This is a genomic window from Bacillus sp. GbtcB14 (genome assembly GCF_019091205.1).
Taxonomy (GTDB): Bacteria; Bacillota; Bacilli; order Bacillales; family Bacillaceae_G; genus Bacillus_A; species Bacillus_A cereus_AG.
In genome coordinates this window covers 40,692-59,369 of record NZ_JAGXJT010000016.1, presented here as the reverse complement: position 1 = coordinate 59,369, position 18,678 = coordinate 40,692, and the positions used below count along the sequence as shown (strand labels likewise).

Here is an 18,678-nt window from a genome sequence, read left to right as displayed (position 1 = left end):
CTCCCGTAGAACCAGTGGTTCCCGTAGGACCAGTGGCTCCGGTAGGACCTGTAACTCCCGTAGAACCGGTGGCTCCCGTAGGACCAGTAGCTCCGGTAGGACCTGTAACTCCCGTAGAACCAGTGGCTCCGGTAGGACCTGTAACTCCCGTAGAACCAGTGGTTCCCGTAGGACCAGTGGCTCCGGTAGGACCTGTAACTCCCGTAGAACCGGTGGTTCCCGTAGGACCAGTAGCTCCGGTAGGACCTGTAACTCCCGTAGAACCAGTGGCTCCCGTAGGACCTGTAACTCCCGTAGAACCAGTGGTTCCCGTAGGACCAGTGGCTCCGGTAGGACCTGTAACTCCCGTAGAACCGGTGGCTCCCGTAGGACCAGTAGCTCCGGTAGGACCTGTAACTCCCGTAGAACCAGTGGCTCCCGTAGAACCAGTGGTTCCCGTAGGACCAGTGGCTCCGGTAGGACCTGTAACTCCCGTAGAACCGGTGGCTCCAGTAGAACCAGTAGCTCCGGTCGGACCGGTCGGTAGTGTAAATGGTGGAGTTGGCGGCAATGTAGGGCCTACAAGACTAGGATCAAACGCTGCAGCAGATATGAAATCAGCTTGGGCTAATTCGTTTGAATACTCTTCTTCATTCTCATCTGACATTATATACCTCCTTTCTCTTTAAAAAATTTATTCAATGTAGGGCTTGTACATACTATAAATTATAAAAAAACAGTCTTTTCTAAAATAATTGAAAATATTCTTTGGATTTTCAAAGATTTATTTATTTATTTATTATTAATCAAGGTTAATCTCATTTGTATTTTATAAAAAATCCATTAAAAGAACTCTTACCAAAAACCAATATTTTTGTAACATTTCTCCCCTTGCTTCTATTTCTATATTTATAAGGGTTTTCGAGTTACAAAAAATAGTTACCAAAAGTATTACCAAATACCTTTACAATAAATGAACCTTCGGTACAATGAAAATATATGATTGTACAGGAGGAAGCAAATGATTATTGGTTATGCACGCGTATCTACGATTGATCAAAATTTAGATCGGCAAATCCATTCACTTACTGAATATGGATGTGAAAAAGTCATTCAAGAAAAATTCACTGGAACAATTCGAAAAAGACAAGGTCTTATAAATTTGTTTGATGTGATAAGAAAAGGAGATACTGTTGTAGTTGAAAGTATCTCACGTTTAGGACGGAAAACATTAGATATCCTAAGTATTATCCAACAGTTCGAAGAAATAGGAGTTCAATTTGTATCATTGAAAGAGAATATGGATACAGGAACGCCTACAGGTAAGGCTATGTTGCAAATGATGTGTGTCATTGCAGAATTAGAAAGAAATTTGATTGCAGAACGAGTGAAAGAAGGATTAGAAGCAAGTAAGAAACGTGGAAAAAAATTAGGTAGACCCAAATTAGAAAAAGAAAAACTCTCAATTGCATTACGCATGTATGACAGTAAAGAATACTCTATTAAAGAAATTGTAGAAGGAACTGGTGTATCACAAGGTTCTCTTTATCGAGCAATTAATCAACGAAAACTCGAATAAACACAGAATTAATAACCCTCTAAGTTTTCTATGCACCCTCTACATATTAAAGAGCCAATTTACTCTTAACGGGGTAAATTTCGGCTCTTTTTTAGATAAATTCTCTTAGCGTGGTTTTTTTCCGAAATGCTGGCGGTACCCCTTGTAGTGATAGGGTTGGGCTTTATTGCTTTGCTTATCCTTATTTTCACACGAGGCAACCTTGGATATAAGCAAAATTCTAATCAGGTAGGATTCAGTAACAGCCAAACTATAAGTGAATAGAAACGAAAACCATAAAATAGTGTTAATGGATTTAGGGCGGTATCCCTACTATTTTAATATTTACGTATCCGATTAGAGCGAGTTTACTATTAAACATAATTATTAAAACTTTAGAAAATAGTAATCACTTGAAAGGCATGTAAGACATGCCTTTCTTTTTTATGTATAATTTATAGCTTAACTTCAAAAGATAGTTCTTTATGCTTATATTCACCCCACAATATTTTCGAACTTTTCCATAGTATTACTAATTTCAATTTGATTATTAATCACTTCTCTTTGTAATTTTTCAGTCACATTCCTAACAATGGTTACACCATTTGTGATACTCTCTACATTTAAATTTATTTTTTTTATTGCACCATCAACATTACTTGCCAATCTTCTTACCTCTTCTGCTACTACTGCAAATCCACGTCCATGTTCTCCTACTCTTGCCGCTTCAATTGCTGCATTTAAAGATAAAATATTAGTTTGGGAAGAAATTTCCTTAATCATTTGAGCAATTTCACTTACTAAGTTAATCTGTTCTTTTAAAGATTGTAGAGCTTTCATATTTTCCTTAGAATTAATGTCGACTTTACTTCCTAAATCTATAGATAAATTCTTTAAATGTGAAACAACTTCTCTTGTTTGATTTTCACGATTTGTAATATCCGTTGCAATTTTTAGTACAGCATCTACTACCCCTTGTTCATTTTTAATTGGAATATAGGTAGCCTCAAACCAAATTAAATCGCCTTTTTTACCAACTCTTTGAATTTTCTTTTGAAACTTAATTCCCTTTTTTAAATTCTCCCATAACTGATTATATTCTCTACTATTTATAAAACTATGGGGACAAAATTGTTTATGTACCATGTTCTTCATTTCACTGATTGTATAACCTAAAGCTTGTGCAAAATGATCATTTACCCAAATTACCTCTGTATCTAAGTTAAATTCTATCATTGCTAAATTGGATTCCAGTCCAACCAAAATCATTGTTTGATCTAGTACCTGATTGCTTACACTTGATGAAAGATTCATAATAACCTCCATTTATCGTTTACACATATTATAACATTTAATAAATATAATTAATACAATAAAAGGACCTACTTGTATTAACAAGACATAGGTCCTTTTATGATTTAAATGTTAAAAACATAAAAATATTATAAACGAATTTTAATTTACTTTACGCCCACTTGATTCCAAGCATTTTCTACTGCTTTATAGGTTGCACTACCATAGCCATCATAATCAGCTGCGGATTGTAATAAAGCTGTACGAGCTTGTTTAAAATCACTTGTTGGTGTTAAATATGTTGTTAACGCGCGATAATAGATCTTTTCTGCTTTCTCTTTACCAATAGCATTGATTGTCAGATATGCAGCCTTATTCGGAATACCACTATTAATATGTACCCCACCGTTATCGCCTTCTTCAGTTGCAGGAAGGTATTGATAATCCCTCATATGAGAAGGTTGGCCATATTTTTCAGGATTTGATAAACTGCGAAGTGCATCTCCAGAAATACCAGGCGTATATACAGCTTCTCCTAAATCCCAATTTGTTGGATCAACAAAATATCCAAATACATCAGAGAAAGATTCATTTAATGCACCTGATTGATTTACATAACGAAGATCAGCTGAATACTGTGTCACAGCGTGAGTTAATTCATGCGCAACAACATCAAGGGAACCTGAAAGTGGAGAGAATATGCGCCCATCACCATCTCCATAAACCATTTGCTGCCCATTCCAAAATGCATTATTTACATTTACTCCATAATTTACACCAGAGCGAATTGTTTTTCCTTTTCCATCAAAACTGTTACGATTGTGAATATTTTTATAGTAGTCATAGACTTTTCCAGCATTATAATGAGCATCGACCGCAGGTCCTTGATCTTTATTTATCCAAGCATTATCATTATCCAGTAGACGATAGTTAACTGGATAATCTGCATCACTATGATTTACCGTAAATGTTTCAATATAGCCTCCATTCATAGGCTTTGTTGTGTCTTTTAAATAGTATTTTTTCTGTACACTATCAAATGTTGTATTCAGTTCTTTTCGATCCCCTAATACTCCATATCCATATCCTTTTTGAGCGCTATCTGCGTCTGTAACTGCATTATATGAATCTATGATTGATCCATCTTCTGCATTCACATAAATTTGCCAGTTAGCTCCATAAGGTTTAATAAATTGCAGTTGCACTTTAAACGTTAGATAATACTTTCCGTCTTTTTCATATACAACTAAGTCCGCTTTTTCATTTGTAGAATCTAAGTTTTCTTTTACCTGGTCTAATGTGTTTCCATCTACTTTTACTAATGTATCATTTTTTGTAAGTTTAATATGTTTCCAAGCATTTGAAAGCGCTGTTTCTTTTGTAATCTTTGCTTCTGTATCACCTTTTAAACTTTCTGCAGCAGCCGGATGAACATCTCCATTTACTGTTTTTACCTTGCCCTCTTTATCTGTATGAACAATGAATTGTGCACCATCAACAGGCACCTTATTTACAGACCTTGTATAAACATAATGTTTCATACCTAAATCATCCGATTTCACTTCTTTCAGTGTCAGATCCGTTTGTGGATTTACCTTAAATAGTTCTTTATTTTCTTCAAGAAACTCTTTCACTGCTTTTTGAGTTTCTACCTTTTTATCAGATAATTCACCTGAAAGAAATGATGGACTTCCTTGTTCCTCATTCCAATTCTTTTGTTGCACTTCCATTTTATCCATTACTTCTTTTTGGGATGCTTGTTCTTCTGCAAATGCAGTTGAAAAAGGCGCACCTAACATTGTTCCTGCAGCAAGCAATGTAATAACAGTTTTTTTCATACATTTTCCCCCTTCAATATAAGTAAAATAAAAAATATAATTACAAAATTAAATATACAATTACTTTCAAAGTATTTATATAGATATGAATAATTACATATTCATATCTATAAAGTATTGTCTATTCCCAAAATGAATTCAGAATATTAAAATTAAAGGGCGTAAGGATGTTTCTAAAAAATGAGTTGAAGGGATGATTTTGAATACTTCATCTATAAAAAATGCCTGCAAATTTCTCTAGGGGTATTTTTATGATTTATTATTGATTGATTCCTTTTCTATCTACTATTTTCTTATAACAGCCATGTTTAACTATCTTTCTCACATTTTATGATCCTATTTATTAGCTAGAGAGCATTCCAAAACTAGATTTTAATTGTGTCATATTTATTACATATTAGAATTCCAAGAGGTATTATAAGGATATTTGAATAAATTAAAATAGTATAGAAATAAAATGAAAGGAGTATTACATCATGAGTTATAAAAAAGTAGTGTGTACTTGAAATTTTAAAAAGTTAAACAACTTAATTTTTCGTTTTAATAGTGTTTTAAACATACCATATGAGGATGTGAGAAGATGAAGCTTGCACAAAGAATTTTAATTATAGTTGCATTTATTTTATCTCTGTGGAATTTTTCTAATGTCAATGATGTGTTTGCCGAGGAAGTTGAATTTTCAGGTGTAACTGCTCCCATCGGAGTAAATGTGCGCGATAATAAAAATTTAACTGGAAATATAATAGATGTTCTTCAAGGAAATCAAACCGTTTACTTCAATGGTTGGGAATATGGAGAGGGATTAAAGGATTATTGGACTGGAAGTATAGATAATCGTTGGTTTTATTTTTTTAAAAACGGTAAAAAAGCATATGTTGCTTCGGCATTTATAAATGGAAATCCACCTAATTCTACAACAACTGTTAAATTAAATGTTCCTAATATTAAACAACAGCAGTCTAATTGGTGTTGGGCAGGTACTTCAGTATCTGTTTTAAACTATTTGGGGCAACCAACTACACAACAGCAATTTGTAGGATATGTAAAAGGTGGCTTATACAATTATCCAGCTACTTCTAGAGAAATACAAAATGGTCTTAATTATTTTGGTTTAACTTCAACAATTAATAGGGGAACTCTTTCTTATGATGGGTTTAGAAGCCAAATTAATAGCAATAAGCCAATAATTACACTTATTAACTGGAAAAATGGAGGGAATATTGGTCATTTTCTTGTGTTAGATGGTTATTTTAAAGGTATAAATAATATGAACTATATTACTTATATGGATCCTTGGTATGGAGATCATTATCAACATAACTTTGAATCATTTAAAAATAACGATAGATTTTGGTGGAATGAAACAGTTCAAGATATTAGTAGAGAATATTAAATGAAAATAAGAAGGGAAATAAGTTTATGAAAAAAATAACGAGAACTATAATTTTAGTTGTATTTTTTAGTATTGGATTAATAAGTATGAATAAAATTGCTCAAGCAACTGATAACTCTAAAGAATCACCTGAAAAGATAGCACTAAAAGATTATCAAAATAGTAAAGGCACTCTATTAAAAGATGGCAAGCAACTTCATCAAAATCATAATTTTACGTCTAATTCAACTTTAGAAATATCCACATTTTTTTCCATGTTTATGAAATACAACAACAAAACATTATAAATAATGACTCCAAAAATCTATCTGAATATTTATTGCCTACAGATGAAAAATTATGGTTTATTTTAAATAGAAACAACCCAGAGGGATTAATTTTTACAAACGAACAAGAGCCTATACGTATGGGGGGGAGAAAACCGTAGTAAAGATTTATATAAAATCTATAGGTCTATACAAACAAATGTAAAAAAAATCAAAGAAATTATATATATTGAATTTGAAGGACAAGGATTATTTGTTGTTTCTCACGAAAATGGAGAAGAAGTATATGCAAGTGAGGGTGCTTCTCTTATCTTAGGAGTTCCATCAGCAAAAAAAATTAATCCTGATGAAATCATTTTAAAAATAAAGGAAAGAATTCTCTTATCTCAACAATAAGATTTAGGAATAGATACGAGAACGCCAACAGGAAAATTCTTTTTAACCGTCATGGCCGCCTTTAGTGAACTAGATCGAGAAATGATTAAGGAGAAACAACGTGCGGGAATAAAGTTAGCGAAACAAAAAGGAGTGTATAGAGGAAGATTGAAGAAATATACAGACAAGCACCCAGGTATGAATCATGCGATTGAATTAAGGAAGCATACCAATAAAACTGTTAAGGAAATCTGCCAGATTACAGGTGTGAGTCAGGCCGCTCTGTATCGTAGATTAAAAGAACTTGAATAAAGTTCTTTCTTTAATTTGTAATTAAACCCCAGAGTGGCCCCTCATACCCAGAATCGTTTCCGTACCCCTAAAATAACTGTTTTTAAAAATAACCCATTATCTTCCTTGAAATATTTGATACTATAAAATAAAGAACATTCAATTTATATAGGAGGGTGTAAAATGGGAATTAAAATGTCTAGTGCTTATCATCCCTTTTTAAATAGAATTGTCGGGATTGATGAGATTCAAGAAAATGAAGCCTTACAAACTGATTTATACTGTACTGATGAAAATTGTCGTAAACAACTTAGTTTTGTGGATGAGTTCGAACGTAAATATAATGACAAAACAATAAAAGTAAGAGCATTTCTTCGCTTAGCTGGTAAAGAAAAACATATTGAAACTTGCCAATTCAACACTGCTGATCAAGTTAAAGTAATTGCAAGAAGTGCAGAAGACTTAATGACTAGCTTAGAAAATGGAAAGTATGAATTTAGACTACATGTTATTAAAAACGCTTTACACAAAAAGAAAAACAGCGCTGTAGCTAGTGATGTTTTAGTACCAACAGGTGCCAAACAAAAGAATCCTCAAAAAGTTTATGAAAATAAAGGGAAGCTTTCTTCTTACCTTGCATCTATGAAAAAAATTATGCAGTTACGTACTCAACTTGAAGATCAAGACAGAGAATTACGTAATCTTGTAGTATTAAAATTTCATAACAAAAAGATTGATTGGAATAAATTTTTTTATGATACCGAGAATTTTAGGGAGGCTTTCGACTACCTTTCTACATCTCCAGATCATCCCATTTGCCTTCATGGTCGAATTAAATCAATAAACAAACCAACTGAAACATTCCCATACCATAGCATTTCACTTTATTCTCCTTGGGTTGAAAAAGCAGATAAAGATAATATAAAGCGAATTCCTTCCGTTTCTATTACGATTTATAATAAATCACTTGTTGAGGAAGTTATGCAAAAGTTTGAAGAAGGGATCAAACATATAGCTATTTTTTCCGATATAAATTATAAAGTTTCAAAAATAGTAATAGATGAGAAGAAACAAGAAAAACCTCAATATTTAAATTTGCAAGGAAAGTTAAACCGTCAAAAACAAATCCATATGTATTAAGTTGATCGAAACTTTTATTAAAGATCCCTAGTTACAATTAATTCCGTAACTAGGGATCTTTAATATTATATCCATTGCAATCAATTTCCTAATTTACTTTACAACAATTTTCACCTGCGCCACGATTATCAGCTGGTTTTATATGCCTAATATCAGCACCTTTTCCGCCTTCACGACAAAGGTCCATAGGATATTCATCCCGATCATATCCTTTTTTCGTTGGAACATTTGCTAATGATTGTTTTCTTCTTTCTGCGGCTCCACCCCGATCAATTGTACAAATATCTGTTTTGCCACTTGCAATCGCATCTTTAATATGCGCCGCGGTTTCCGGATACTTATTTGATGGAAACTCTATAACTTGTGCAATATCTTGTGTTCCACTTGTTTGTTTTGCAGGATTTGAATTTTGAATTGCTGAACATCCCGAAAATAGTAATCCCATTACTAAAATACTACTTACCGCCCCTTTAAAATTCATTATGCTCCCCCTTATGAAAATCTTAATCGAATTGGCTAAACGCGTAGTCATAAAATGCATCTGCAACATTCTCCACAAGATGATAAGAAACATACTTCTCCAATGCTTTCATTAACCTAGGCTTTTCATCTATAAAATTAATCGTGTAATCTATTAAGAAACTCCAATTCCAGGATGGAATTGCAATCAAACAACTATTTTTCATCTCATGTTCGCAAAAATAAACTGTTGGTGATTCATAACTTTTTAGAATTTCAAACTCTACACATTCCATCTATACCCCCCTATTCTTTATTGCTTAAATTAGAATATTTCTTATATCTTTTTTGTATATCATTAGTAATACTTATACTGACTATAATTGCTACCGCCAAGTACTTTATGTATTTAAAACCTGTATGCCCTACAACAACTATACTTCCAATAATAAGAACTATCGTGGTAAGAAATGAGATGATAAAAATACGTTCGTACTTTCGGGATTTACTTTCCTGTTCTAATCTTCCCTCTTTCATACTCTGGTTTCCCCCTTTGGATTCTTATAAAGTGAAATCCTCCATTGTTTTACGAATTTCATCAGCTTCGACACCAATGTATTGTAAAGTTTGACCTTGCGTCGCATGGCCAAATAGTTTCATCAAATAGTACACATCTTTCTTTCTCTGATAATAGTGATATCCAAACGTTTTTCGCATACTATGTGTTCCCCATTGTTCTGAATCAATACCGCAAGCCTCGGTCGCCTTATACAAGAAATTATGTACCATTTGTCTTGTAATGGGTTTATCCCCTTGACGACTTGGAAAAATCCAATCAGAATCAGCACGATTGCTTGTGTATTTCGCAATTTCTTGTTGTAAGACTGAATTGAAATACACTTCTACCGTTGTATCTGTTTTTTCCATTTTAATTTTCATGCCATCTTTTCCACGAACATCTTTTACACACAACCGTAAAATGTCACTAATGCGTAAACCTGTGTTAATTCCAAAATAAAAAGTAATTTCGATATGAGGAATTTTGCAACAGCCAATCTTTCATTTCTTCAATTTTTTCTATTGAACGAATTAGCTCATTTGCCCCAGGTTTTCGTCCCCCTTTCGTCATAAAACTTGACCTCCTAAAACTCTGTTGTAAGCTACAATATGTAAAACTTACTTTAACAATAACTATATTTTGTTAAACTGATAATCTTTTTCTTTTTATTTTATAGCGAAAAAAAAACAGTAATACCATAGAAAATCGCATGATATCGCTAGTTCTTATGAGTTTAACATTTTGTATCTTTTGTAAAACTTGTTTTCTGTTTTTTATTTTACCTTAATTTGCAAATGGTTTATAATTATATTATTCCGAATAATTAAACGTTATAATTGGACCATTATTTTATAGGAGGGCTTTACAAATGCAATTAACAGGACTAGAGCCATTGTATAACAGTATGATCGAACAAGACCTTCAACGTGTGAAATTTTCAATAACCATTAATAAAGCTGTTTTTAGTATTATTTACATAATAGATTCTACGCCTCATGCACTTGCTATTGGAGTAAGAAATAAAAATCTCTTCTTTGAAGTTGCCGTCAAAAAAGGATTTATTATTAATCCGTATTTAGGGGACAAATACGGGGACATTTGCGAAGCACTAGGATTAACTTCAAGTCCTTCACAACCTTTTAGTCCAAAGAAATTTTATGAGGAAATTAACAGCAAAATTCCAAATACCACAAGCCCCAGACAGCTTCCAAAACCAAGAGACTTTGCACCTTATAGAAAAGATGTAGAAGAACCGGAGAAAATTTACTTTTATGACTGGAGAGACAACACAATAAGGGGGGAAAAAGTTAGACCTAAGAATCTCGCTAAAACCAAACAATGGCTGAGTGAAGAGGCATATAAAATGTGCAAAACCTATAATATTAGTAGTTGTTGGACTGCAGATCCATCTAAAGAAAAAGAATTCACATTACCAAGATAAGCACTTAATACAAGGAGAGGGCTTATGAAATACGTTCAAGATTGTGAAGACCAAGAAACATATTATTTCCATGATACAACTTCATCAAATTTGGCAAACCTCTATCGTTATCGGGTACGCTCTCCTTTAGTGGGTGCTTGTATTGAAGGTGGCACAATAAATGATATAGAAATTGTACCTTTTACCATTGATAATGAACGGTATAATTTTACTAGATATTATCTAACATCCTTAATTAAATTCGCCTTTAATATTCAAAGACGTTTAGGATATGAAGAGACATACTATATGCCCATTGAATATGGACAAAATGTTTATCGCCATAAATACTTTGAAGATACCTTGTCCTTAGCAAATTCAATTCCTGATGACATGTTTTATGAAGCGATTAGAGACATCCAGAATATCTATAATCATGTTCAATACATGCTAAAAGTATGTGAATTAGTAGAAGAGGGGGGATTTATACGAGTTTATCGCTCTTTAAATACTATCGAATTAGCACAAGTCCTACGCCAAATAGACATTGGCGGTTTAAATAATCCAGAATTTTCATTCGAAATTGATACAAATATTTTGCTATCTGGACAATGCTTTAATAGGAATTTAGATACAGCTTATGGTCACAAATTGATAAAGGTTGGTTTTAAAGTCCCAGTCGAAGACATTATTATGCACCCCGATTTTTTATTAACCAAATATGCTAAAGCCTCTTATACACCCAATAGTCTAAAATATGAAAATGAAATTTTGTTTGTAAATAGGCACCCTAGAGGTAAACTAACATTTAAAACTAAAGATATATATGACATAAAAAAAGAAGCTTGTTATAAAAATATTGAAACTTTGAATCAAAATAGAGAAAATCATACTACTTATGGGAAACAATATACACGCCATAATAAATATGTAAATGATGCTGCATATTATTTAATGCTAGATACTCAATTTTTAATGGCAAATGATCAATTACAAGATGCTTTAGCAAAGTTAAAGCCACGATTAAGAAGAAAAGTGATAAAAGCTCTTACTAAATGGTATACACAATCCTGAGAAGCCGTTATGTATAAAATCAGCAAAAATTACGCTCTTTTAATTTTCTATTCTGATGATTACGGGGTATGATGCATATACGCGAGATACCCATCATCCATATAAAAACGGATACCCTTTTTAAAAGTGCGTATCCGTTTTTATATGGCAATGGATATTCATTATTTTTAACCATTTAGGCTTGTAAAATGTTACGTATTTCTTCTATACGTAAATTTGTAAACTTTGCAATATCTTCTATTGGCATTCCGTTTTTGTGCATACCACGAATAAGCTGTATTTTCCCTTTTTCAATGCCCTTTTCAATCCCTTTTTGTTCTGCATAAGCAAATTTTGCGGCTTCATCCATCAACGCTTTCTCCCTCGCTTCATACGCTTGTCGGAAAGAAGAATCTTGACTCATACGTTCCCATTTATTCATGGCTTTTTGTAAAATCGGGTCTTGGCTCATCGCAATATCCTCCAATGTTTGGGTTAATTGTTCATCTTCATTCGCTGGAAGTAATAATAACCAACGAACAAACGAATCTTCCCAGGGATTTACTTGTTCATTCCGCCACTGTTGCATCAGCTTTGGAATCTCCACAATATGAACTTCAATATCATCACTTAACTTCTTTTGTTGCTGTTGATTCCATAGAATGCCTGTTGTATGGAATGCCTTGTATTCAGGAAACATAACGAAATTTAACAAATTAATCGTAATTGTTTTATGAAGGGAACTATACGGCATTCCCTTTTGTAGCTGGGATGTATATAGCCTTCCCCAATAATATAAACTTCTCTTAATCATATCATGATTGTTATTCAGCTGTATTTCTACATTTACCTTTGTACCTGTATCTAATGTAGCGGAAATATCTAAAATCGATAATTTATCCTCTTCATGTTCTCGGTGCAAGTGTGGATCTTCTAATTGTAACGAAACAATAGGTGATTCTAAAGAATCCTGCAACATCGCGTTTAAAAAAGCAATCAAAATATCTTCATTTCCACTTGTGCCAAATAATTGTTTAAAAGCAAAATCAATGCGTAAATTCACTAATTGTTGGTTGGACATGGGTTTTCCTCTCCCCATCTCATATGATGTTTTTCTTTCATTGTACATAAAAAAGTGATACACACGCAACTAAGCCCTTATGTCAACATATTAATTTGTATTCCTTCAGAAAAGTTCTTCAAAATCCATCTCATATAAATCTCCTTTACATTATCTATTTTACAACAAAACATACCACTTACTATACAGCTCTGTTATAATTAAATATCTAAAAATATATACTATAAATTAGCCTAAAAGGAGGATTGAACAAAATTTCAGAGTTAACAATCAGACTATTACTTATATTTTTCCCTGGCATTATTTCATTACTATTCATTGATACTCTAACACCTCATAGGGTAAGAGAGTTTAAAATGTTTCTACTTCACTCCTTTATACTAGGGTTAGCATCGTATTTTTTATTATATGTATTCATTTCTATTAATAACTTTTTCGTTATAATGAAAGGACTAATCCCTACATGGAAAGTTAGCTTCCTAAACTCTCTAGTCAACAAACAAGCATCTATAGATATCAAAGAAGTTGTAATTGCCACATTTGTGGCGATATTATTAGCCTTTGTTATTTCTACAATACTTAATCGTAAATTTCTGCATAAATTAGCAAAAAAAATAGGGGTCAGCAAAAAATTTGGTCAATTAGATGTTTGGTCATATGTATTCGATTCACCACAATCCGTTTGGGTAATTATTAGAGATTTAGAAAATGATTTAATGTATCAAGGATGGGTTGAAGCTTTTTCCGATACATTCGATAATAATGAACTTTTCATTCGAGATGTAGATGTATACAGAAATTCTGATGCTCAAAAACTTTACTCTATGCAAGCAGTGTACATCACTAAAGATAAATCTAATTTAATAATTGAATTCCCTTAAAAGCATAATATTTTGTACAGGAGGAATTATAATGGAAAAAAATAAAAGTTTACAAGAAAGTTCTATAAAAAAAGGTGGATTAAATGATAAACCTTTAACACCTAGACCTCCCGCTCCACCTGCACAACCACCTAAACAAAACAAAAATAATTAAACTAAAAAGAAGCTAGTATACTAGCTTCTTTTTAGTTTAATTATAGGTTAAATACCAACTTTTATATCTTACGTGCTTTTGCCAACTTCCAATAATGATATCCCATAGCAGTTAAACGGCAAGCTGTTGAATTCACAGCAGCATAATACATGTGTTCTGCATCAACTGGTACTACCAATCCAACACGTGCTAGCTTCTGAAGATTTCCAAAAATCTCTTCATTTATAGGATTACGTGGTTCTTCTGTTGGTTCAAACGATGGATCTAATGAGAAATACTCTTCTTGACTAGCAAAATATTCGCTTAGTTTTCTAAGGAGTTCCACAGAAATAGGCGGATTAACTGTCCTTAATGATGTAAATGTAGACACGTTTGTTTTAAATATTGGTCGTTGATCCCATGCGCCTAACGTTCTATCTATATAAGAATATACACTACTTGGTGTAATGTTCCCCATCAAATCTGAAGCTCCACCATGTAATGCTTCTACTAACAACGATGTAAATACGCTCGAACCATCAACTTCTAATGCCGGTTCATTTTTCCTACTAGCTGTTAGAACTGTCATTCCTTCACAAATAGAAGCTAATCCCGTTGTTTTATTACTGTCCTGTATACCAAACATCCCCGAATTACAACAATCTAATATAATAATTTTATTTTTAGCTTTTGATTCAGTTGCGAAACTTAAAATATCATGCATGGATACTCCTTCATTATCTGTTTGATAATCAGTTGTAGCCACATATCCACCCGTAGATGTTACAACCCCATGACCAGAGAAATACAAAAGAGCAACATCATTTTCACCTTCAAACAACTCACGTATTGCTGCTTTTAACCCAACTTTGCTACATTCGTCTGTAATAAGTTTACAATCAAAATTAGGAGAACCATCGCTATTACTTTGCAGTACACTATGTACACTATGTGCGTCGCTTATCGCTCCTTTTAAAGGAGCTGTCGGGTAATTACCCAGACCTATAATAAGTGCTTTTTTCGCACCATACATATCTACCTTCCTCCTTTACAGTTCACCCTTAATTGCCTTGATTAATGACTTTGAATTCCATTTTACAATAACATCCGCATTGTCTTTTACTTTTTTAGATGTCCTTTGAGAGCCGAAGCGTTCCACTGCTATGATTTTTTTAGGAACGATAAATCCTGTTTTAGCCAATTGAATTTCTTCATCAATCCATTTGCTGTATGAAGAGTATACTCCTGCTAAAATAATAACCACATGACACGAACTCATTTGCCTCTTAATTGCTTCGCGTAATTCTTTATCATTCTTTGCATTATGAATCGGATCATTTTTAGGAACTGAATAATTTTTATATAAAAAATCCTCATCTTTATTTAACAATTCTATTAAACCTTCATATTCGTTGCTATAAGCCCATGAATGACTTATAAACAGGTTGTACTTACTAGCCAAATCAATTTCACCCTTCCTCTATAAGTTCTCAAAAAACACGTCAATTGAGATATCTCTATTATACCTAATTTAATGTCAGGAAGAACATATATTTACCAAAATCTACACTCATTCTTTTAAACATTACACTTATAACATTTTTCAACTCTTCCATACTTAGCCAATACTAATGAACTTGAAAATACACTAAAAAGACTATCGGTATAATAGGTACAAAAACACCATCTACAAATACTGTAAATGGTGTTTTTAGTCATTTATATTTGTAAAATGTTTCGTATTTTTTCTATACGTAAATTTGTAAATTTTGTAATATCTTCTATCAGCATCCTATGTTTATGCATACCGCGAATAAGTTGCATTTTCCCTTCTTCTATTCCCTTTTTAGGGAACTTTTTTCATTATTTTATTCAATCGTATATCGACTATCTTCTGAAACACATAAATTGGCCGCATTCACTTTTATACTACACTTTCCTAATCGCCGTTTTACTTCCGATTGTAATTTTTCATTTGCTTCCTCTAGAGAACTTGCTGGAATAATTGTAGATTGTGAGCCTGTTACCTTGCCACTATACATCACTGAAAAGTTCAATTCATATTGATGTATCAAGATTTCTCCACTCCTTTTTTCATGGATTTCCTCACAGATCATTCTTATTTGTCGCTTGCTCCTGTTGTTTTTGAAGATAGGTACGCATTTGCGGTACATACCAGCTTTTTCTTAAGCGGATGATCGCAATTCCCACAATTAAAATCAAAAAGGCTTGTAGGAAAATATCTTGTGTTTCCCATAACGTGCACAAATACAGAAGACTTCCCGAACAAAAATAATACATGGCCAATAATAGGTTTATATTTGCGATTATCATTTGTTTCTTTACAATCGCGGCAATTCCTGCCAAAACAAGCGTACAAACTCCTATACTTAGCAAAATATATGCAATAACCTTAAAAAGAATCATCTTCACACCTCTTTTTCTTTAAAAATTCATTTGAACTACTTAAAAGGCTGAATAAGGGTCACAAACTCATTCGATACCAAATTGTATTAACAATCCCTTTAAAATTAATTACAAGCGAATTTGAGGCGTCATTTTTTCTGGAATGGAAACTTTTTGTGTTGAAAATCATATATACTTTGTTTTCCAACACATCCAATTGAAAAACCTGTAAAAAAAGTTGCACCTATGATTTTTAAACCCCATTGCCATGTGTTTTCCTGTAAAAAATGGTGCGAAACATAGAGACATACTCCTGTACAAATAATGATCCAGATTCCATATTCATCATATTTTCTCTGTTCTAATTTTTGTTCCTGGAACGGATACACCTGGATAAACAAAAAGGCTATCAGCAAAACTGACAGCCCAATTCCCAATACAATCATTCTTTATCGCCCCATTTCCACTAGATTACACCTCTTTATAGCGCTTCTGTAACAATTGCTGTACACGTGCCGCATACATTCTAAAATAGGGAATGTTTTGCGCGGCAACCTTTCCAAAATCCATTTGCATTAATGTTTCTTCTAACAGTTTGAACTCGAATTCTAAAAATGTATCATGCTGTTTCTGAATCGAATGTGGGATGTTATGCAAGGCATCCGCAATTTCTCGCACATATGTTACACTGGATTCATCTTGGCTTGAATAGGAAAATACATTTCGAATCAATACAAACGTTTCTTGCAATATTTCATACCCGATATGATGCAATACATTTTGATTCACCAACTCCCCTCATTCCTTTCTCTATGGTCCTTCAATTCCTGTATTGATTTGGAACTCATAATTTTCTACAAACCATTTCTCACCTTCTAATACTAAATTTAATTTCATAGTGTGTTTTTCTTGTTGTTCTGTTCCATCAACCGTTACAAGATAATCATATTTAACTGTTACATCCGCTTTATTATCAGCGGTTTTGATGTAATACATATCTGTTATCTTTGCTTTCGTTTGAATGTGCATAGAGCCATCATCTTGTATATGGTTATGTGCATCCTCTGGCGCATTTAATAATTTGTTTCGTGCTTCCCCTGTTATCATTTCTTTGATCTTTTCAAATCCTGGCTTTTCTTTTTGCTTGTTATCATTCTGTATTAACAGCTCTACAAACTGTTTTGCTACTTCTTGCCCTTTATCTTGGGTATTTTCTGTTAAAACTGTTACACGCTTTTCCAATGCTCGATTCTCTGTTTTTAGCTCTTTTACTTGTTCCGTCCATTTCTTTTCTGTCTGCTCAACTTTATGCTGTAAGGTGCGATTTTGATTCCATAACCATACACTGATACCCACTAGTACAACTATGATTAAACCAACGATTCCCTTTTTCATCCCTAATCCTCCCTTTCTTTCCGCTTATTTCGGCAAATAAGGTGCTGGGTCGACTTGACCAAACGTCAAAGATGTTTTGATCTCAAAGTGAAGATGTGGCCCTGTTACTTGCCCTGTTCTTCCACAAACACCTATCTGTTGACCGACTCCAATGTTTTGACCTTCCTGTACAGTAATGGACGACATATGACCGTATAAACTCCAATATCCATTCCCATGATTGATTACAACTACGTTTCCGTATCCGCCAAACCCCGAACCGGAAGCGCCAAATTTCGCCCACTCTACAACGCCACCTTTCGACGCGGCAATTGGTGTGACACCGTCTTGGCAAGAATAATCAATACCTTTATGAATAGTGCCCCAGCGTGGCCCAAATGGGCTTGTAATCGTTGTTTGAGCGATAGGACGAATAAACCCTTGTGAGCTTGCTGATCCAGTATCTACAACGCCGCCTGGCTTTCCCGCTTCACAATTAAAAGTAAGGCCGCCCATTTGCGCCACAAACTTTGTTACTAATACAGGCCATAAACCATTTGTGCCATGCGGATCATTTGCGGCTCCTGGCGGTGCATATTTCGCTCCTATTGCTTCTATTGTTGTAATCCCCATACCGATATAATTTTTATATAAGTTTCGTGCCATAGCGTTGATTCCTTCATCTAAAGTGGCGAACTTCATGAATCCTTTCATTTGTGAACTACCAGGGTCCATGAGGCCACCAGGGTTGTTATAGTTCTTTACTGCATTAGAAGTACCATTACCCGTTTCCAATCTTGCAATGGCCGCTAGTAAAACGGGATCGATTTGGTTTTGTGTTCCTGCATTTAAAAAGGCTTGTGCTTTCCCTGTAAAAACGCCGCCCAGGTGGGGTTGTAGTTCTTCTGGTGCCACTGTTTTTCCACCTGGCCGACAAACCGTCATTCCATTACTTGGGATGGTTGCTGGTGCTTCCTCTTCTTTTTTGCCAATGCCTTGCCCCAAAACGATAAATAAAAGAAATCCAATACAAACGAACAATCCTATCGTGAAAGTAGAACTCCCAAAAAGAAATGTCAGTAACCAGGATTTCTTTTTCTTCTTCTTTTTTTGTTCTTGTGCAATCTCTTCTTGTACCGTTTTATCTACAACTTCTTTTATTTCTGGTCTCATATCATC

24 protein-coding genes and 5 pseudogenes are annotated in these 18,678 nt (G+C 33.7%); 10 read left to right on the top strand and 19 right to left on the bottom strand.

Features of this window, described 5'->3' with window-relative positions; genetic code table 11:
* Positions 1 to 646: exosporium leader peptide-containing protein (locus KVT31_RS31065; protein ID WP_217613663.1), on the bottom strand; the 646-nt coding region annotated here is incomplete at its 3' end.
* Between the two features lie 354 nt (positions 647 to 1,000).
* Here KVT31_RS31065 and KVT31_RS26890 point away from each other — a divergent pair.
* Positions 1,001 to 1,558 (top strand): recombinase family protein, encoded by a 558-nt coding sequence (locus KVT31_RS26890; RefSeq protein WP_000583545.1) that lies wholly within the window; start codon positions 1,001 to 1,003, stop codon positions 1,556 to 1,558.
* A 144-nt stretch (positions 1,559 to 1,702) separates the two neighbouring features.
* Positions 1,703 to 1,822: pseudogene (locus tag KVT31_RS26885) on the top strand (CPBP family intramembrane glutamic endopeptidase); the annotation flags it as partial.
* 210 nt (positions 1,823 to 2,032) lie between these two features.
* On the opposite strand, the gene KVT31_RS31060 reads toward KVT31_RS26885, so the two are convergent.
* The 3 genes and pseudogenes from KVT31_RS31060 to KVT31_RS26875 all read right to left on the bottom strand — a co-directional run bounded on the left by KVT31_RS31060 (position 2,033) and on the right by KVT31_RS26875 (position 4,668).
* Positions 2,033 to 2,329 (bottom strand): methyl-accepting chemotaxis protein, encoded by a 297-nt coding sequence (locus KVT31_RS31060; RefSeq protein WP_372684182.1) that lies wholly within the window; start codon positions 2,327 to 2,329, stop codon positions 2,033 to 2,035.
* A 129-nt stretch (positions 2,330 to 2,458) separates the two neighbouring features.
* Positions 2,459 to 2,773 (bottom strand): annotated as a pseudogene (locus KVT31_RS31055) (PAS domain-containing protein); the annotation flags it as partial.
* 224 nt (positions 2,774 to 2,997) lie between these two features.
* On the bottom strand, positions 2,998 to 4,668 hold the full coding sequence (locus tag KVT31_RS26875; RefSeq protein ID WP_000754399.1) for a M4 family metallopeptidase: 1,671 nt from the start codon (positions 4,666 to 4,668) through the stop codon (positions 2,998 to 3,000).
* A gap of 580 nt (positions 4,669 to 5,248) precedes the next feature.
* Between KVT31_RS26875 and KVT31_RS26870 the strand changes: the two genes are divergently transcribed.
* The 4 genes and pseudogenes from KVT31_RS26870 (at position 5,249) to KVT31_RS26855 (ending at position 8,133) form a co-directional block, all read left to right on the top strand.
* Positions 5,249 to 6,061, top strand: coding sequence for a papain-like cysteine protease family protein (locus KVT31_RS26870; RefSeq protein WP_061678416.1), 813 nt, complete (start codon positions 5,249 to 5,251; stop codon positions 6,059 to 6,061).
* Between the two features lie 26 nt (positions 6,062 to 6,087).
* A pseudogene (locus tag KVT31_RS31050) lies at positions 6,088 to 6,723 on the top strand (hypothetical protein).
* Positions 6,724 to 7,014: pseudogene (locus tag KVT31_RS26860) on the top strand (recombinase family protein); the annotation flags it as partial.
* A 162-nt stretch (positions 7,015 to 7,176) separates the two neighbouring features.
* Positions 7,177 to 8,133 (top strand): hypothetical protein, encoded by a 957-nt coding sequence (locus tag KVT31_RS26855; protein ID WP_000511678.1) that lies wholly within the window; start codon positions 7,177 to 7,179, stop codon positions 8,131 to 8,133.
* A gap of 88 nt (positions 8,134 to 8,221) precedes the next feature.
* Here the strand turns inward: KVT31_RS26855 and KVT31_RS26850 are convergent, their stop codons facing one another.
* The 5 genes from KVT31_RS26850 to KVT31_RS30450 are packed head-to-tail and all read right to left on the bottom strand — an operon-like array spanning position 8,222 to position 9,721.
* Positions 8,222 to 8,614, bottom strand: a complete 393-nt coding sequence (locus KVT31_RS26850; protein WP_061678415.1) for a NucA/NucB deoxyribonuclease domain-containing protein — start codon at positions 8,612 to 8,614, stop codon at positions 8,222 to 8,224.
* A 22-nt stretch (positions 8,615 to 8,636) separates the two neighbouring features.
* Complete coding sequence (locus KVT31_RS26845) at positions 8,637 to 8,888, bottom strand: YueH family protein (RefSeq protein ID WP_000389052.1); 252 nt, start codon at positions 8,886 to 8,888, stop codon at positions 8,637 to 8,639.
* Positions 8,889 to 8,898: 10 nt separating this feature from the next.
* Positions 8,899 to 9,129, bottom strand: coding sequence for a hypothetical protein (locus KVT31_RS26840; protein ID WP_000658017.1), 231 nt, complete (start codon positions 9,127 to 9,129; stop codon positions 8,899 to 8,901).
* 24 nt (positions 9,130 to 9,153) lie between these two features.
* Complete coding sequence (locus KVT31_RS26835) at positions 9,154 to 9,564, bottom strand: tyrosine-type recombinase/integrase (protein WP_002028802.1); 411 nt, start codon at positions 9,562 to 9,564, stop codon at positions 9,154 to 9,156.
* Between the two features lie 31 nt (positions 9,565 to 9,595).
* On the bottom strand, positions 9,596 to 9,721 hold the full coding sequence (locus KVT31_RS30450) for a hypothetical protein (protein WP_000160190.1): 126 nt from the start codon (positions 9,719 to 9,721) through the stop codon (positions 9,596 to 9,598).
* 298 nt (positions 9,722 to 10,019) lie between these two features.
* On the opposite strand from KVT31_RS30450, the gene KVT31_RS26830 reads away from it, so the two are divergent.
* Both KVT31_RS26830 and KVT31_RS26825 read left to right on the top strand, forming a co-directional pair.
* The gene (locus KVT31_RS26830) at positions 10,020 to 10,592 is read left to right on the top strand and encodes a DUF6037 family protein (protein ID WP_001177549.1); all 573 of its coding nucleotides are present in this window, start codon (positions 10,020 to 10,022) and stop codon (positions 10,590 to 10,592) included.
* A 24-nt stretch (positions 10,593 to 10,616) separates the two neighbouring features.
* Complete coding sequence (locus KVT31_RS26825) at positions 10,617 to 11,645, top strand: hypothetical protein (RefSeq protein ID WP_000878402.1); 1,029 nt, start codon at positions 10,617 to 10,619, stop codon at positions 11,643 to 11,645.
* A gap of 175 nt (positions 11,646 to 11,820) precedes the next feature.
* Here KVT31_RS26825 and KVT31_RS26820 read toward each other — a convergent pair whose 3' ends face one another.
* Entirely contained in the window at positions 11,821 to 12,705 is an 885-nt protein-coding gene (locus KVT31_RS26820; RefSeq protein WP_000070879.1) for an Rpn family recombination-promoting nuclease/putative transposase, read from the bottom strand.
* A 245-nt stretch (positions 12,706 to 12,950) separates the two neighbouring features.
* On the opposite strand from KVT31_RS26820, the gene KVT31_RS26815 reads away from it, so the two are divergent.
* Together KVT31_RS26815 and KVT31_RS30655 are read left to right on the top strand one after the other, a co-directional pair.
* Positions 12,951 to 13,586 (top strand): DUF6338 family protein, encoded by a 636-nt coding sequence (locus KVT31_RS26815; RefSeq protein ID WP_001033845.1) that lies wholly within the window; start codon positions 12,951 to 12,953, stop codon positions 13,584 to 13,586.
* A 31-nt stretch (positions 13,587 to 13,617) separates the two neighbouring features.
* Positions 13,618 to 13,740, top strand: coding sequence for a hypothetical protein (locus tag KVT31_RS30655; protein ID WP_012580577.1), 123 nt, complete (start codon positions 13,618 to 13,620; stop codon positions 13,738 to 13,740).
* Between the two features lie 61 nt (positions 13,741 to 13,801).
* Here the strand turns inward: KVT31_RS30655 and KVT31_RS26810 are convergent, their stop codons facing one another.
* The 9 genes and pseudogenes from KVT31_RS26810 to KVT31_RS26775 form a co-directional block, all read right to left on the bottom strand.
* Positions 13,802 to 14,752 (bottom strand): caspase family protein, encoded by a 951-nt coding sequence (locus KVT31_RS26810; RefSeq protein ID WP_000274130.1) that lies wholly within the window; start codon positions 14,750 to 14,752, stop codon positions 13,802 to 13,804.
* 15 nt (positions 14,753 to 14,767) lie between these two features.
* Positions 14,768 to 15,181 carry a TIR domain-containing protein gene (locus tag KVT31_RS26805; RefSeq protein ID WP_000157351.1) on the bottom strand — a complete coding sequence of 138 codons (414 nt, stop codon included), beginning with the start codon at positions 15,179 to 15,181 and terminating at the stop codon, positions 14,768 to 14,770.
* 257 nt (positions 15,182 to 15,438) lie between these two features.
* Positions 15,439 to 15,567: pseudogene (locus KVT31_RS30445) on the bottom strand (Rpn family recombination-promoting nuclease/putative transposase); the annotation flags it as partial.
* 20 nt (positions 15,568 to 15,587) lie between these two features.
* Positions 15,588 to 15,794: a hypothetical protein gene (locus KVT31_RS26800; protein ID WP_012580580.1), complete on the bottom strand. Its 207-nt coding sequence runs from the start codon at positions 15,792 to 15,794 to the stop codon at positions 15,588 to 15,590.
* Between the two features lie 31 nt (positions 15,795 to 15,825).
* Complete coding sequence (locus KVT31_RS26795; RefSeq protein WP_000600086.1) at positions 15,826 to 16,146, bottom strand: hypothetical protein; 321 nt, start codon at positions 16,144 to 16,146, stop codon at positions 15,826 to 15,828.
* 128 nt (positions 16,147 to 16,274) lie between these two features.
* Positions 16,275 to 16,571: a hypothetical protein gene (locus KVT31_RS26790; RefSeq protein ID WP_000636253.1), complete on the bottom strand. Its 297-nt coding sequence runs from the start codon at positions 16,569 to 16,571 to the stop codon at positions 16,275 to 16,277.
* Positions 16,572 to 16,596: 25 nt separating this feature from the next.
* On the bottom strand, positions 16,597 to 16,917 hold the full coding sequence (locus KVT31_RS26785) for a hypothetical protein (protein ID WP_000248033.1): 321 nt from the start codon (positions 16,915 to 16,917) through the stop codon (positions 16,597 to 16,599).
* Positions 16,918 to 16,935: 18 nt separating this feature from the next.
* The gene (locus KVT31_RS26780; protein ID WP_086717774.1) at positions 16,936 to 17,520 is read right to left on the bottom strand and encodes a hypothetical protein; all 585 of its coding nucleotides are present in this window, start codon (positions 17,518 to 17,520) and stop codon (positions 16,936 to 16,938) included.
* A gap of 24 nt (positions 17,521 to 17,544) precedes the next feature.
* Positions 17,545 to 18,672 (bottom strand): peptidoglycan DD-metalloendopeptidase family protein, encoded by a 1,128-nt coding sequence (locus KVT31_RS26775; protein ID WP_061678412.1) that lies wholly within the window; start codon positions 18,670 to 18,672, stop codon positions 17,545 to 17,547.
* Positions 18,673 to 18,678 lie beyond the last annotated feature (6 nt).

Bases quoted from the DNA above. Each gene is read 5' to 3' on its own strand.
- KVT31_RS30655 (WP_012580577.1), top strand. From the start codon at position 13,618: ATGGAAAAAAATAAAAGTTTACAAGAAAGTTCTATAAAAAAAGGTGGA.
- KVT31_RS26775 (WP_061678412.1), bottom strand. From the start codon at position 18,672: ATGAGACCAGAAATAAAAGAAGTTGTAGATAAAACGGTACAAGAAGAG.
- KVT31_RS26855 (WP_000511678.1), top strand. From the start codon at position 7,177: ATGGGAATTAAAATGTCTAGTGCTTATCATCCCTTTTTAAATAGAATT.
- KVT31_RS26840 (WP_000658017.1), bottom strand. From the start codon at position 9,129: ATGAAAGAGGGAAGATTAGAACAGGAAAGTAAATCCCGAAAGTACGAA.
- KVT31_RS30450 (WP_000160190.1), bottom strand. From the start codon at position 9,721: ATGACGAAAGGGGGACGAAAACCTGGGGCAAATGAGCTAATTCGTTCA.
- KVT31_RS26845 (WP_000389052.1), bottom strand. From the start codon at position 8,888: ATGGAATGTGTAGAGTTTGAAATTCTAAAAAGTTATGAATCACCAACA.
- KVT31_RS26875 (WP_000754399.1), bottom strand. From the start codon at position 4,668: ATGAAAAAAACTGTTATTACATTGCTTGCTGCAGGAACAATGTTAGGT.
- KVT31_RS26780 (WP_086717774.1), bottom strand. From the start codon at position 17,520: ATGAAAAAGGGAATCGTTGGTTTAATCATAGTTGTACTAGTGGGTATC.
- KVT31_RS26890 (WP_000583545.1), top strand. From the start codon at position 1,001: ATGATTATTGGTTATGCACGCGTATCTACGATTGATCAAAATTTAGAT.
- KVT31_RS26825 (WP_000878402.1), top strand. From the start codon at position 10,617: ATGAAATACGTTCAAGATTGTGAAGACCAAGAAACATATTATTTCCAT.
- KVT31_RS26820 (WP_000070879.1), bottom strand. From the start codon at position 12,705: ATGTCCAACCAACAATTAGTGAATTTACGCATTGATTTTGCTTTTAAA.
- KVT31_RS26810 (WP_000274130.1), bottom strand. From the start codon at position 14,752: ATGTATGGTGCGAAAAAAGCACTTATTATAGGTCTGGGTAATTACCCG.
- KVT31_RS26795 (WP_000600086.1), bottom strand. From the start codon at position 16,146: ATGATTCTTTTTAAGGTTATTGCATATATTTTGCTAAGTATAGGAGTT.
- KVT31_RS26870 (WP_061678416.1), top strand. From the start codon at position 5,249: ATGAAGCTTGCACAAAGAATTTTAATTATAGTTGCATTTATTTTATCT.
- KVT31_RS26830 (WP_001177549.1), top strand. From the start codon at position 10,020: ATGCAATTAACAGGACTAGAGCCATTGTATAACAGTATGATCGAACAA.
- KVT31_RS26850 (WP_061678415.1), bottom strand. From the start codon at position 8,614: ATGAATTTTAAAGGGGCGGTAAGTAGTATTTTAGTAATGGGATTACTA.
- KVT31_RS26790 (WP_000636253.1), bottom strand. From the start codon at position 16,571: ATGATTGTATTGGGAATTGGGCTGTCAGTTTTGCTGATAGCCTTTTTG.